Genomic DNA, 13,893 nt, shown 5'->3' on the forward strand with positions numbered 1-13,893 from the left:
TAAGTGTTATAAAAAATCAACACAAGAAACCGTTTATATGAGAATTAATTCGGTAAATGGAGAAAGATTAGAAAATGAGAATAATCTTGAAGTATTATCAAGCGATAAATTTAGAGAGGTGATTATTGATATTGCAGCCGAAACAGCAAGCTCATTTTTACCGGGAAGTGGCGTGCTTATTAAATTAGTAAAATAAATATCATTATTTTGCACCTTACTCAGTGATATAGTAATAAAACAGAGTAAGGTGCAACTTGTTAATATGAATTTATAAATATCTCGTTAAAATCTTCTCTAAACGATCATAGCCAGCTTGAGTGAAATGCAATCCATCGTGGCATAAGGTTAAATCTAAATTCCCTTCTTCATCAGCAAAGTGTTCCCACGTTTTTACATAAGTAAGATAAGCAGGGACATTCGCTTCAAAATAATCATTTAGCACTTTAATTGCTGCATTATTTGTGGTGGTAATGTTATTTACCGGTGTGGCTTCCAATAAAAAGTATTGAGCATTTGGATTAATTTTGCGAAGATGCTGGATAATTTCTTCAATCCAGTCAAGCACTTGTTTTGGTGAGTATTCAAGCTCTTTAACAATATCATTCACACCTAGAAAAATAAAAACTTTATCGCCTAAGTGCTCAATATGTGCAGGCTTCATAATCACATCTAAATATTGGCGAGTACTTGTGCCGGATAAACCTAAATTTGCTGTTGGTTTGCCGGCTAAATTTGGCGTACCCTGCTCCATATCTCCCCACATATCGAACAATGAATGTCCGATAAGAGTAACCTCTGCCGTTTTTTCAAACTCTGCTTTTTTAGTTTGATAACGGTTAAAAATGTCTTGATCGCTAAGCATAGTGTCTCCTCACCGATGGTTGAAATATCACTCCATTATTATACACATTTTAAAATATTTACTCCAAGATATATTGACTAAAAATTCGTATAAAAAAGCCACTTAATGATTAAGTGGCTTGTAAATTAATTAAACATCATAGGTGGTTGAAGCAGTATTACCGCCACGTCCCGTCCAGTTGGTATGAAAGAACTCACCACGAGGTTTGTCGGTACGCTCATAAGTGTGAGCTCCGAAGTAGTCACGTTGGGCTTGTAGTAAGTTAGCCGGTAAACGCTCTGAAGTATAACCATCTAAGAAAGTGATTGCAGATGCCATACAAGGCACAGGCAAACCAATCTCTACCGATTTTGCTACCACTTTACGCCAATCAGCCAAGCAGTTTTCTAAAATCTCTTTAAAGTATGGGTCTGAACCTAAGAAGACTAAGTATGGGTTTGCTTCGTATGCATCACGGATATTGCCTAAGAAACGGCTACGAATAATACAGCCCTCACGCCATAATAACGCTGTGCCACCGTAGTTGATGTCCCAACCAAACTGCTCAGATGCTTCACGAATTAACATAAAGCCTTGTGCGTAAGAGATGATTTTTGAAGCTAATAACGCACGGCGAACGGCTTCTATCCACTCTTTTTTATCACCTTCAACTTTACCAATCTCTTTGTTGAACAATCTTGAAGCTGCCACACGCTGATCTTTAAATGCCGATACACAACGAGCAAATACCGATTCGGTAATCAAAGTTAATGGAATACCGAAATCAAGGGCATTGATACCCGTCCATTTACCTGTCCCTTTTTGACCTGCTGTATCAAGAATTTTCTCTACCAATGGCTCGCCATCTTCATCTTTGTAAGCAAGAATATCAGTGGTAATATCTACTAAGTAGCTGTCTAGCTCAGTGTTTTTCCACTCTTTGAAGATTTCGTACATTTCATCATAGCTTAAACCTAAACCATCTTTTAAGAATTGGTAGGCTTCACAGATTAACTGCATATCGCCGTATTCAATGCCGTTGTGAACCATTTTCACGAAATGACCTGCACCATCACGTCCAACCCAATCACAGCAAGGCTCACCTTGATCGGTTTTTGCCGAAATCGCTTGGAAAATAGGCTTAACATAAGGCCACGCAGATTCATCACCACCCGGCATAATAGACGGTCCGTGTCTTGCACCCTCTTCACCACCTGAAACACCAGAGCCAATAAAGCGGATGCCTTTTTCTGCTAAGGCTTGCACACGACGATTGGTATCTGGGTAATTTGAGTTACCGCCATCAATAATGATATCGCCTTCTTCTAAGTGTGGCACTAACGCATCAATAAATTGATCCACTACCTCACCTGCACGCACCATTAACATAACACGGCGTGGTTTTTCCAATTTAGCGGCTAAATCTTCTAACGAATACGCCCCGATTATGTTTGTGTCTTTCGCAGGTCCTGCTAAAAACTCGTCCACTTTGGAAGTAGTGCGGTTATATGCAACGACTTTAAAGCCGTTGTCATTCATATTCAAAATTAAGTTTTGACCCATTACGGCGAGTCCAATTACGCCGATATCGCCTTTTTGTGACATTGTTTGCTCCTGTTGTTTTTTAATTTGGTAAGCGGTTGAATTTCATTAAAATTTTGCAAAATTCTTTATAAATTTGACCGCTTGTAAATATTAAATCTATCTATTGTTTTAATTAGCCTAAAACAAACTCCACCGCCATTTGGCTATGCAATGCTGCGGTATCAAAAAACGGTAATTCGCTGTCTGATTGTTGAATTAATAAGCCAATTTCGGTACAGCCTAAAATCACACCTTCCGCCCCTTGTGCTTGTAGCTGCTTAATGGTTTCTAGGTAGAACGCTTTTGAGCTTTCTTCAATTTTGCCTAAACAGAGTTCATCAAAAATAATGCGGTGGATTTCCTTTTGAGCTGTTTCATCTGGCACAAGTGGCGTAATGCCACGCTCTATTAATTCATCACGATAAAAATTATCGCTCATTGTAAACTGTGTGCCAAGTAGGATAACTTTGCTCAAGCCTTTTGATTGAATGCTATCTGCAACGCAGTCTAAAATATGCAGAAAGGGAACAGAAATATTATCGCTAATCTGCTTCGCCACCTTGTGCATTGTATTGGTGGCAAGCAAAATGCCCTCTGCTCCAGCTTGTTCTAATAACTTGGCTTGCTCTGCAAGAATTTCGCCTGATTGTTGCCAGTTACCCTGTTTTTGATGTTGCACAATTTCTTCAAAATTCACACTTGAGAGAAGAATTTTAGCACTAGAATTACCGCCTAATGCTTGATTAACCGCACGGTTAATATTGATGTAATAAGAAACCGTACTTTCCGCACTCATTCCACCTAAAATGCCAAGTGTTTTCATTAAACTTATCCTCTACTTATCTCTATAATTTGTGATTGCCCTGTTTCCAGTGAGCCAAGCCATTGCCAACGCTCACGTCCAACCAATTTTCCATTATCTATAGAAAATGTGGTTACACAACGCCCGAGACGATTTTCTAATCGTTGATTTAAATGCTGATAGCTAAACTCAATTTGGCAATCTGAAATCCATTTGCCAATTAAAAATCCTTTTAAAATCTCACCACCTTGATATTCCGCCCATATCATTTTGTCTTGTTGAAAATAGTGAAAATACGTTTGATTGCTCACTTCGCCATTTTCACTATTTTGCACGGCAGTAAAGATTTTATTGTTAAGATTGAACATAACTAAAATTTCCGTTACAGATTTTTAGCCGCATCACTATCCAAATACCACTCCGTTACCCCATTTTTTGCTTTAATTTTCGCCGCTGGGTAAGGTAATTCTTCCACAGGGGTGGTTTGGATTTCTTTTAAAATTTCTGCTTTTGAGCTGCCTGTAACTAAGTAAGTAATGCGTTTGGCTTTTTCAATCAATGAAGCCGTTTTAGAAATGCGGATTTGCCCTGTTTCTGGGTGTTTAGCAATTACTGCCACATTTTGATCGTCAAAATCGGTTTGATGTGGGAAAAGTGAAGCCGTGTGGCCGTCTGTTCCCATTCCTAAAATAATCCAATCGAAGGCTAAATCAGGCACACAAGCGGTCAATTCTTGCGAAAATCTTGCAAGTTCTTGCTCTACATTTTCTTCGCCACGAATACGGTGGATATTTTCCGCAGGAATTTCAATATGATCGAACAATAGTTTTTGTACTTCGCCATAGTTGCTTTCAGGATCGGTTGGGTGAACCATACGATCATCGCCCCACCAGAAATGGAGATTTTGCCATTGGATTTCAGTATTAAATGGCGATTGTGCTAAAGTTTTAAACAATAATTTCGGGGTTGAACCACCTGATAGAGAAATATGCACAGGGCGATTTTGTTCGCTATAGGTTTTAAACTCTTGGGCGATTTGTTCAACTGCAGCTTGGGCGGTTGGGAAAATAACTTTATTCATAATTTACCTCGTTATATCCCCCCTCTTTGCTAAAGAGGGGAACTGAAATTTATACCTTTTTCTTCAATATATCCGTTGGTTTACGCCACACTTTACCGTGTCTTGCGATAAGTTTATCCGATTCCGTTGGTCCCCAAGTGCCAGATTCGTATTCATACACACGTCCACGATTTTCTTTGTATTTTAAAATCGGTTGTACAAATTTCCAACAAGCGTGTACTGCATCAGTACGGGCAAAGAGCGTTGCATCGCCTTTTAGAGCATCAAGTAATAAACGCTCATAAGCGGTAAGTAGGCTTGATGTACTGCCTAAATCAGAATAGCGGAAATCCATTGAAACTTCTTTTGCTTCAAAGCCTGCACCCGGTTTTTTCAAGCCGAAACGCATTGAAATGCCTTCATCTGGTTGCACACGAATAATCAGTTTATTCTCTGGTGCATTTTGGCTGAATACTGGGTGTGGTGTGGTTTTAAAGTGAATCACGATTTCGGTTACACGAGTTGGTAAACGCTTACCTGTACGCACATAGAAAGGTACACCAGCCCAACGCCAGTTATCAATTTCACATTTTACTGCCATAAAGGTTTCAGTATTAGAATCTTCAGGCACACCTTTTTCTTCTAAATAGGCAGGCACTTCTTTACCATCAACTGTACCACGCCCGTACTGCCCTAATACTACGTTATGTTTTACATATTCTTCAGTGAGTGGGTGTAAGCAATGCAATACTTTTGCCACTTCATCACGCATTGAGTTTGCATTAATAATGGCTGGTGGTTCCATTGCCACCATTGCTAAAACTTGCAGTAAGTGGTTTTGGAACATATCACGCATTGCCCCAGAATCATCATAGTAACCACCTCGATCTTCTACCCCGATGGATTCTGCACCAGTAATTTCCACATAGTCGATAAAGTTACGGTTCCAAAGTGGCTCAAATAAGCCGTTAGAAAAACGTAGCACAAGCAAGTTTTGTACCGTTTCTTTGCCTAAATAGTGGTCAATACGGTAGATTTGGTGTTCGGCAAAATTTTTGTGAATTTGAACATCTAACTTTTTCGCAGTTTCAATATCGTAACCAAAGGGTTTTTCCACAATAATACGCTTCCAGCCTTTTTCCTCTGTGGTTAAACCATGAGCGGCTAAACACTCAGGAATAATGCCGTACAAACTTGGCGGAGTTGAAAGATAATAAAGTGTATTGCCTTCAGTTTGGTATTTTTCGTGTAATTCATCAAGACGAGGCAGCAATTTGGCATAATCTGCCGCATCGGAGGTATTTAGTGCTTGATAATAGAGATGCTCGCAGAATGAATCTAATTCTTCTCCCTCTGCTTTTTCAAATTTGATTAACGCCTCACGCATTTTTTTGCGGAACGTTTTGTCGGTTAAATCCGAACGGGAAACGCCTAATACGGAGAAGTGCTCGCCCAATCTTCCAATTTTGTATAAATTATAGAGTGCAGGAATCAATTTACGGAAAGTTAAATCGCCTGAGGCACCAAAAATGACTACGCAACTATTTTCAGCATTCATTTAATAATCCTATTCTTTCTAATTGTTAAAATATTGTTGGGTACAAGATTATCATAAAAATTGCTAATGGGAACTACCTATTTGAATAAAAATATTTTATCCCAATTTAGCGAGCTATTTTTAACCATCACAAAGTAAGGATTAATAAAGGTTTCACGCTGATTATAGGTTAATGGAGCAAAATTAAAGTCGAAAACTGATCCGCCCACTTCCTTAAGTAACACTTCAGCAACCGCAGTATCCCACTCGCCTGTATCGCCAAAGCGAATATAACAATCTGCCTTGCCTTCCGCCACCAAGCCCGCTTTTAAGCTACTTGAACCATATTGTAAGAACTGAGCTTCACGCCCGCCCATTGCTTGCAATGCTTTATCAGCGTGCATTTGGCCACCCACCGCAATTACTAACGGTTTTTCAGTTTGTTGTTCTGCCTTTACAAGCGGTCGAATTTTGCCATTTTCTTGCAAAAATGCACCGCTTGCTTCCATCGCAAAATAGAGTTTATCTACGATTGGAGCATAAATCACCCCTAAAACGGGCTGATTTTTCTCACCTCTTTTCTGCACTAAACCAATCACAATCGAAAACTGATCGGTACGATTAATAAACTGCTGAGTACCGTCTAATGGGTCGATAATCCAATATTCTTGCCATTGATTACGTTCTGTCAAAGCAATATTACAGCTCTCCTCCGACAAAACAGGCACATCAGGCATAAGTTGTTTTAAACGCTCGGTTACAAATTGACTGATAAATAAATCTGCCTCTGTAACAGGCGTATCATCTGCCTTAATTTTGACCGCAACCGAACGAGCGTAAAATTGTTTTAAATGTTCGCCTGCTTCTTTCGCAAGAGCGATAACATTATCCAGTAATTGTTGATTTAATGTTTGCATTTTGCTTTCCCCAAGATCTATTTTTATTTATTTTTCTGTTTCAAATAGTCTCTTAACATAAACAAGGCGGATAAATTCCGTGATTCCGCAAAACTCTGATCTGCCAATAGTTCGTCAATATTATCCAGCGGATAACGTACAATTTCCAATGGTTCCGGCTCATCGCCTTCTAATTTGGACGGGTACAGCTCTTCCGCCACAAAAACGTGCATTAAGCCATACATATGGCTTGGCGAGCTATAAAGCGAACGCAGAAAATCTAACTTTTTCGCCCCAAAGCCGATTTCTTCCTGCAATTCTCGATTAGCACTCTCAATCGGCTCTTCGCCTTCATCAACAATGCCTTTAGGAAAACTTAACTCATAACGCTCAGAGCCAACCGCATATTCTTTAATCATAATCAGTTCATTATTTTGAATCGGAATCACCATTACCGAAGAACGGCGCTGTGGTGTTAAACGCTCGTAAACTCGCTCTTCGCCATTGGAAAATCGTAAGTCCACCGATTGCACTTCAAAAATGCGAGTTTTGGCAAGGATTTCTACTTTTAGAATGTCAGGAAGCTGCTTTTTCATTTTATATTACCTTTTTAGAGTTATTTTAGTTGAAAAAACACATTTTCGCTCTAATATTTCAACTATTGTTTTGATTTTAAGGCAGAAAATGAAAAATAAACACGAAAAAGAGGAAAACGATGCCGAAGTTCGGCTAGATAAATGGCTTTGGGCAGCCCGTTTTTATAAAACCCGCTCGATTGCCAAAGCAATGATTGAAGGGGGCAAAGTCCATTACAACGGACAACGGGCGAAAGTCAGTAAAACAGTGGAAATTGGGGCGACGATCAAACTTCGTCAAGGTAACGAAGAAAAAGAAGTGGAAGTGTTAGCCCTCAGTGACCAAAGGCGAGGGGCTCCGGAAGCCCAACTGCTCTACCAAGAAACTGAAAAAAGCGTAAAACACCGTGAGGCAATGGCGTTCGCTCGCAAAGCAAATGCTCTTTCAATGCCCCACCCAGACCGCCGCCCGAACAAAAAAGAGCGACGAGATTTAATTAAATTCAAAGAGCAAGAATTTAGCTAAGCCCTTGCAATCAGAAAAATAATCCCTATATTGAATATCCTAAGTAGGGGCGAAAAATTTTTCGCCCCCTATTTATTATTTTAGGCGGTAATTTGCAAATTTTTTCGTAAAAACGACCGCTTGCAACGAGGAATTAAAATGAATTACACCAAAGACAACGACAAACTTTATCGCTACCTATTCAAAGAACGTGCGGTGCGTGGCGAATGGGTGCGTTTAAACGACACCTTTACTGAAACACTAAACACTCATCACTACCCGAAAGCGGTGCAGAATTTACTGGGCGAAATGTTAGTAGCAACCAGCCTTTTGACCGCCACAATGAAATTTAACGGCACCATTACTGTGCAGATTCAAGGTGACGGCCCGTTAAAATTGGCGGTTGTGAACGGTAACGACCAACAGCAACTCCGTGCCTTAGCCCGTGTTCAGGCAGATATTGCAGACAGAGCCTCGTTAGCGGAAATGATCGGCAATGGTGTATTAGTGATTTCTATTATCCCGACCGATGGTGAACGTTATCAAGGGGTGATTGCTCTCGATAAACCAACCATTCGTGAATGTTTAGAAGATTACTTCGCCCGCTCCGAGCAATTACAAACCCACCTCGTTATCCGCACAGGCGAATTTGAAGGCAAAGCAGTGGCAGGCGGTATGTTGCTACAAATTATGCCGGACGGCACAGGATCACGAGATGACTTCGAGCATCTAGCCACGCTCACTGAAACCGTAAAAGATGAAGAGTTATTTGGTTTAGAGGCAGAAGAATTGCTCTATCGCCTCTACCACGAAGAGCAAGTAGAAGTTTACCCGTCACAAGATACCGAATTTAAATGCGGCTGTTCGAGAGAGCGTTCAGGTTCCGCATTATTACTGGTGCCGACAGAAGAAATCGAAGAAATGTTGGCGGAAAAACAAGGCGTGATTGATATGCAATGTGAATGTTGTGGCACACAATATTTCTTTGACAAAGCGGCGATTGAAAGCTTTAAGGAAGAAACTGAAAAATTAAGTAAGTTAGGGTTAAATTAAGCTAAACAAGCGGTCAAATTTCTTGTCCTTTTTGCAATTTGCAAGAAACTACGAAATTTGACCGCTTGCATTTTACTTATTTGAGCCTTCTGGGTGTAACCCAATCCCTTTGTGGCGTTCTTTTAGTTTAGCATTGACCTCTGCCCAAGATAAATCAGCATTGTGCAGCAACACAGTTAAATGATACGCCAAATCTGCCACTTCAGAAACTAATTCTTCGCGATCATTTTTTATTGCCGCAATCACACTTTCTACTGCCTCTTCCCCTACTTTTTGGGCGATTTTCGGTGTACCTTTGGCATAAAGTTTAGCGGTATAAGAACTTTCCGGATCGGCATTTTTACGCTCTGCGATCATTCGTTCTAATTTGCTGAAAAAGATCCAGTCCGGTTGTTCTTGTTCAAACTGATGAAAACAGCTCTCCGCCCCAGTGTGGCAGGTTTCGCCGATAGGGTTGGCGAGGATTAACAGGGTGTCGTTATCACAATCCAAACTCATATCCACCACATTTAGGAAATTGCCCGAGGTTTCGCCTTTCGTCCACAGCCGTTGTTTGGTACGAGAATAGAAAGTCACTCGCTTTTCGTTGAGGGTTTTAGTTAAAGCCTCTTCATTCATATAACCAAGCATTAATACTTCGCAGGTTTGGGCGTTTTGGACGATAACGGGCAATAAACCGTCCACTTTTTGCCAATCAATATTTTGCATGTTCACTTCTCTCTATTGGTCATTAATTAAAAGTCTTTTCTAATTTCAGTAAGGCTCTCTTTCGATCAACTCCACCGCCATAACCTACTAAATCACCATCGCTACCTATCACACGATGGCAAGGAATAATAATAGAAATTTGATTTCGCCCATTAGCTGCAGCTATGGCTCTAATCGCACTGAGTTTACCCATAGACTCTGCTTGCAATTTATAGCTGCTGGTTGACCCATAAGGAATATTCAATAATGCTTGCCAAACACTTTTTTGAAATTCTGTGCCAATAATATCAAGAGGAATGCTAAAATTTTTTCTTTCTCCAGCAAAATATTCACTAAGCTCTTGCGTAAGTTGAATACTTTGTTCAGTGGTTTGAAAAATAAAATTCGCTTTGAGATTTTTTTGTAAAGCCAACAGCTCGCTTTCTAACATTTTTCTATCGCAGAACTCTAATAAACACAGGCCTTTTTCCGAGAATATAGCTAACATTTCACCCAAAGGAGTCTCAATATAATTAGCACTTAAGGCTTGTTTAAACTTTTCGTTGATTTGATGTAATAAATAATCAACACGTCTTAAACGCACATATTTTCCTAAAGATATGCCAAGTGCTTTTTGAAAATCTTTTTTAAATACCAATAATTCAGCCTCTGAATTAAAGGGAAAAAGAGAATAAGATTTTGGCGGATTATTTTGGGTAACCAACCAATCGGCTATCGTTTTCCACTGACTTGGTAAAGCGGAAACTATATCCCATATTTGCATTTTTTCTTCCTTTTTTGACCGCTTGCCCCTATACGAGCCGTATGGGGTTATAACCTGAGCCGATCTGCGACTCTATTTATTCAGCCTAGCATAGTTCGTTCTAGGTTATAGTCTAATTTCTACCCCTTCCGCCGCCAAATATGCCTTCAGCTCACCAATATCAATAATCCGCTTATGAAACACACTTGCTGCCAACGCACCGTCCACATTTGCCTCAATAAAGGCATCACGGAAATGCACCATTTCGCCTGCACCGCCTGAGGCAATCAAAGGCACATTGCAAACTTCACGCACTTTTTTCAGTTGCACCAAGTCGTAGCCGTTGCGTACGCCGTCTTGGTTCATCATATTCAGCACGATTTCGCCTGCTCCTCGCTTTTGCACTTCCGCCACCCAATCCAACAATTGCCATTCGGTTTGGAGGGTGCGTTTTTCATCGCCAGTGTATTGATTGACCCAGTATTTGCCCGTTTCTTGCTCGAGCCAGCTATCAATGCCAACCACGATTGCTTGCACGCCAAAACGATCTGCCAAACGGCTGATAAGTTCAGGTTCCGCAAGGGCTGGCGAGTTGATTGAGATTTTATCCGCACCGAAAGCAAAAATCTGTTCCGCATCGGCAATGGTTTTAATTCCGCCTGCCACACAGAACGGAATATCAATCACTTGTGCCACACGTTCCACCCAGCTTTTATCCACCGTTCTGCCGTCACTTGAGGCGGTAATATCGTAAAACACCAACTCGTCCGCCCCCTCTTGGGCATAGCGTTGAGCAAGTGGCACAATGTCGCCGATGATTTCGTGGTTGCGGAACTGCACGCCTTTCACAACTTGCCCGTCACGCACATCTAAACAAGGAATTATCCGTTTTGCCAACATTCGATTGCCTCCGCTACATTAAATTTACCTTCCAACAACGCACGACCGACAATTACGCCAGCCACGCCCGTGCCTTTTAAAGCAGCAATATCTGCAAGTGAGCCGATACCGCCTGAGGACTGAAATTGAATCTCTGGGTATTTGGCACAGATTTCTCGATAGAGATCCACATTTGAACCTGCCAGTGTGCCGTCTCGTGAAATATCGGTGCATAAAACGTGTTGCAAGCCCACGGTTTGATAATCTTCAATCAACTCCTCGAGCGACACACCACTTGCCTCTTGCCAGCCGCTAATCGCAATGATTTTTTGACCAATTGCATCAATGTTCACATCCAGTGCCAGCACAAATTTCTCCGCACCGTACTTTTTGAACCAGCCTTTAACCGTTTCACGCTCTTTCACCGCAGTCGAACCAATCACCACACGGTTTGCCCCCACTGCCAACAAATCCGCCACATCTTGCTCGGTACGGATACCCCCGCCTACTTGGATTTTGCAGTGGGTTTCACGAATAATCTTGCCGATAAGTGCGGTCTGTCTTTGAGCCGGATTTTTTGCTCCCGTAAGATCGACCAAATGCAACTGCTCTACCCCTTGTGCCAAGTAATCGGCAAATTGGGCAATCGGGTTATCAGTATAAGTCGTCTGTTTCGCATAATCGCCCTGATGCAGACGAACTACTTGCCCATCGATAAGATCGAGGGCGGGGATAATGATGGATTTTTGCATATTATTGTTCCTGTGTGCCTAGCACGAGCCGTGCTAGGCTGAATAATCCCAGTCGCGCTACGACTGTCTCTCTAAGCTACGAAGTAGCTTGGTTTATCTAGCCCCATACGGCTCGTATGGGGTACAAGCGGTCAAATTCTTCCAAAAACTTGCAAAAAACCGACCGCACTTATTTCTTCACCTGTTTCGCCACGTGTTCAATCACCGCAGCGAAATCAATCGCATTTTTCTGAGTAATCACCGGTTTGCCGGTCTCTGCCTCCAAACTTTCCCGAGCCACTTTTGCAACATTTCCGCCCCGTTTGGCAACGGTTTTATTCTCTTCTAAGCCTTGTGGGTGGCTGATTTCGGTAATATCTTTGGTTGCTGCTTCGGCAAGCATATTCAGCACCAGCTCGGTGGTGGTCATATTGTCTCGTAGGCTTTCTTTTTTCAGCCCTTTGAAATCCTTATATTGGCGTGTAGTCATACCGCTCCACGCCTGTGTGATTTCATTGGTGAGAATCGCAAATTCTCTGCCCGCTTGCACACCGTGATCTTGCCAAGTATCCGTCAGCTCTTTTCGCACCTGAATAGCTTGCAAGCGTTGGTTAATCCACTCACGGGAATAGCCCTTTTTCAAGTAAGTGGCTAAGGCTCGGTCAATGGTCAATTCAGGATCGATAATCTCATCAATCCGCTCTTTGCCGACTTCCGCCAGCCACATTTTCAACGGCTCGGCTTTAGGGCTTGGCACAGACTGAATAATACGGAAAATGCCTTGTAAATCCGTGGCATCGGTTTTATACATTTTTCCATCAGAGGCTTGGAATTTCAGTTGTACGATTTTTTCGTACAACTCAATTCCGCCTTCTTCGTCCTTGATTTTCCGCTTTAAATCACTCCAATAACGGCGTGGATTACTGCTCTCTGCCAGCACCTGCACCACATCAACCACCGAGAAAAACCACTCTTCTTTTTCGTTATCCCACACCGAGCGGATTTGGCTGTTTTCAAATAACTTAATTTCATTCATCACTTACCCCTCAAAACACCTGTTTAAATTTCCAGATATTTTAAGCTAAACCTTGGCACAATCAAGTTACTTTCTTTAACTTTTCGAGCGAGCTCACAAAATTAAATATTCTCCACAAAATTCCGTAACAACTTCGCCCCAGCCGCTCCAGAACGCTCTGGGTGGAACTGTACGCCATAGAAGTTTTTATTTGCAATCGCCGCCGAGAAATCTACGCCGTAGTCGCAGGTGGCGATGGTGTTTTCATTCGGTAGCACGCCGTAGCTATGCACAAAATAGAAATGGCTGCCTTGCTCAATGCCGTGAAATAGCGGGTGGTCGGCTTGGTACTGCACCTTGTTCCAGCCCATATGCGGCAACGGTAAACCGCATTCAGGCAAGCGTTCGGTTTTGCCATTCATCAGGTTTAGCGTTGCCACATCGCCCTCGTGGGAAAATTCCGTCATTAACTGCATTCCCAAACAGATGCCGAGCATCGGTTGGGTGGCGTTGCGAATGGTGTCAATAAGTCGGCGATCATGCAAAATCGCCATCGCTGCCGCTGCTGTTCCCACACCGGGGAGCAACAATTTATCGGCAGATTGGATTTTGCCGAGATCTCGCGAGATCTCAGCCTGAATGCCAAGACGGTCAAAAGCAAATTTGACCGAAGACAGGTTGGCACAGCCTGTGTCGATGATGGTGAGTTGCATATTATTCCTATTTTTTGAATTCTTTAAGAAAATTAGATAATTGTTCTAATCCATCAAAAGTACCCGGTACTTTCTCTGGTTGGGATAAAATATTACTAAATATAATATTTTCAAATTTCTCTAATAGATTAATTTTGGGGCTGTCCTAGATAACTAACCTAAACCCCCTTTAACCAATTGTTTTAAAAGGAATATTTGAGATTTTAAGTCACTGTGATTAAAACGCCATTCGCATTCTTTCAAATATAGCTC

The 13,893-nt window shown here is 41.6% G+C and carries 17 protein-coding genes and 1 pseudogene; 3 read left to right on the forward strand and 15 right to left on the reverse strand.

The genetic code is table 11. The features are described from left to right. The first annotated feature begins 37 nt into the window (after window positions 1-37). Entirely contained in the window at window positions 38-196 is a 159-nt protein-coding gene (locus ACERCF_RS07805) for a hypothetical protein (RefSeq protein ID WP_373611768.1), read from the forward strand. Between the two features lie 72 nt (window positions 197-268). Here the strand turns inward: ACERCF_RS07805 and ACERCF_RS07810 are convergent, their stop codons facing one another. The 8 genes from ACERCF_RS07810 to nudE all read right to left on the reverse strand — a co-directional run bounded on the left by ACERCF_RS07810 (window position 269) and on the right by nudE (window position 7,316). Beyond that, window positions 269-862, reverse strand: coding sequence for an SGNH/GDSL hydrolase family protein (locus tag ACERCF_RS07810; protein ID WP_373625227.1), 594 nt, complete (start codon window positions 860-862; stop codon window positions 269-271). A 129-nt stretch (window positions 863-991) separates the two neighbouring features. Further along, window positions 992-2,446: a decarboxylating NADP(+)-dependent phosphogluconate dehydrogenase gene (gene gnd, locus ACERCF_RS07815; RefSeq protein WP_373625228.1), complete on the reverse strand. Its 1,455-nt coding sequence runs from the start codon at window positions 2,444-2,446 to the stop codon at window positions 992-994. A gap of 112 nt (window positions 2,447-2,558) precedes the next feature. After that, window positions 2,559-3,248: an aspartate/glutamate racemase family protein gene (locus ACERCF_RS07820; RefSeq protein WP_373611771.1), complete on the reverse strand. Its 690-nt coding sequence runs from the start codon at window positions 3,246-3,248 to the stop codon at window positions 2,559-2,561. Window positions 3,249-3,253: 5 nt separating this feature from the next. Beyond that, the gene (locus ACERCF_RS07825) at window positions 3,254-3,595 is read right to left on the reverse strand and encodes an avidin-fold protein (protein ID WP_373611772.1); all 342 of its coding nucleotides are present in this window, start codon (window positions 3,593-3,595) and stop codon (window positions 3,254-3,256) included. A gap of 14 nt (window positions 3,596-3,609) precedes the next feature. Further along, window positions 3,610-4,308 carry a 6-phosphogluconolactonase gene (pgl, locus tag ACERCF_RS07830; protein ID WP_373625229.1) on the reverse strand — a complete coding sequence of 233 codons (699 nt, stop codon included), beginning with the start codon at window positions 4,306-4,308 and terminating at the stop codon, window positions 3,610-3,612. A 49-nt stretch (window positions 4,309-4,357) separates the two neighbouring features. Beyond that, the gene (zwf, locus tag ACERCF_RS07835) at window positions 4,358-5,845 is read right to left on the reverse strand and encodes a glucose-6-phosphate dehydrogenase (RefSeq protein WP_373625230.1); all 1,488 of its coding nucleotides are present in this window, start codon (window positions 5,843-5,845) and stop codon (window positions 4,358-4,360) included. 77 nt (window positions 5,846-5,922) lie between these two features. Beyond that, the gene (gene cysQ / locus ACERCF_RS07840; RefSeq protein ID WP_373625231.1) at window positions 5,923-6,741 is read right to left on the reverse strand and encodes a 3'(2'),5'-bisphosphate nucleotidase CysQ; all 819 of its coding nucleotides are present in this window, start codon (window positions 6,739-6,741) and stop codon (window positions 5,923-5,925) included. 23 nt (window positions 6,742-6,764) lie between these two features. After that, on the reverse strand, window positions 6,765-7,316 hold the full coding sequence (gene nudE / locus ACERCF_RS07845; RefSeq protein WP_373625232.1) for an ADP compounds hydrolase NudE: 552 nt from the start codon (window positions 7,314-7,316) through the stop codon (window positions 6,765-6,767). A gap of 88 nt (window positions 7,317-7,404) precedes the next feature. Between nudE and hslR the strand changes: the two genes are divergently transcribed. Together hslR and hslO are read left to right on the forward strand one after the other, a co-directional pair. Further along, window positions 7,405-7,821, forward strand: a complete 417-nt coding sequence (gene hslR, locus ACERCF_RS07850) for a ribosome-associated heat shock protein Hsp15 (RefSeq protein WP_373611777.1) — start codon at window positions 7,405-7,407, stop codon at window positions 7,819-7,821. A gap of 138 nt (window positions 7,822-7,959) precedes the next feature. After that, window positions 7,960-8,853 (forward strand): Hsp33 family molecular chaperone HslO, encoded by an 894-nt coding sequence (gene hslO, locus ACERCF_RS07855; protein ID WP_373625233.1) that lies wholly within the window; start codon window positions 7,960-7,962, stop codon window positions 8,851-8,853. Window positions 8,854-8,925: 72 nt separating this feature from the next. Here hslO and hisIE read toward each other — a convergent pair whose 3' ends face one another. The 7 genes and pseudogenes from hisIE to ACERCF_RS07890 form a co-directional block, all read right to left on the reverse strand. Next, entirely contained in the window at window positions 8,926-9,561 is a 636-nt protein-coding gene (gene hisIE / locus ACERCF_RS07860) for a bifunctional phosphoribosyl-AMP cyclohydrolase/phosphoribosyl-ATP diphosphatase HisIE (protein ID WP_373625234.1), read from the reverse strand. A gap of 22 nt (window positions 9,562-9,583) precedes the next feature. Further along, window positions 9,584-10,324, reverse strand: coding sequence for a methylated-DNA--[protein]-cysteine S-methyltransferase (locus tag ACERCF_RS07865; RefSeq protein WP_176807514.1), 741 nt, complete (start codon window positions 10,322-10,324; stop codon window positions 9,584-9,586). A gap of 105 nt (window positions 10,325-10,429) precedes the next feature. Continuing rightward, a complete protein-coding gene (hisF, locus tag ACERCF_RS07870; protein ID WP_373625235.1) occupies window positions 10,430-11,203 on the reverse strand; it encodes an imidazole glycerol phosphate synthase subunit HisF in 774 nt (257 codons plus the stop codon). Next, window positions 11,185-11,934 carry a 1-(5-phosphoribosyl)-5-[(5-phosphoribosylamino)methylideneamino]imidazole-4-carboxamide isomerase gene (hisA, locus tag ACERCF_RS07875; protein ID WP_373625236.1) on the reverse strand — a complete coding sequence of 250 codons (750 nt, stop codon included), beginning with the start codon at window positions 11,932-11,934 and terminating at the stop codon, window positions 11,185-11,187. The genes hisF and hisA overlap by 19 nt, the downstream gene beginning before the upstream one ends. A gap of 169 nt (window positions 11,935-12,103) precedes the next feature. Continuing rightward, window positions 12,104-12,949 (reverse strand): BRO family protein, encoded by an 846-nt coding sequence (locus ACERCF_RS07880; RefSeq protein WP_373625237.1) that lies wholly within the window; start codon window positions 12,947-12,949, stop codon window positions 12,104-12,106. Window positions 12,950-13,050: 101 nt separating this feature from the next. Beyond that, window positions 13,051-13,641 (reverse strand): imidazole glycerol phosphate synthase subunit HisH, encoded by a 591-nt coding sequence (hisH, locus tag ACERCF_RS07885; RefSeq protein WP_373625238.1) that lies wholly within the window; start codon window positions 13,639-13,641, stop codon window positions 13,051-13,053. 153 nt (window positions 13,642-13,794) lie between these two features. Beyond that, window positions 13,795-13,893: pseudogene (locus ACERCF_RS07890) on the reverse strand (IS1595 family transposase); the annotation flags it as partial.

This window comes from Mannheimia kashgarensis (genome assembly GCF_041807705.1).
Classification (GTDB): Bacteria; Pseudomonadota; Gammaproteobacteria; order Enterobacterales; family Pasteurellaceae; genus Mannheimia.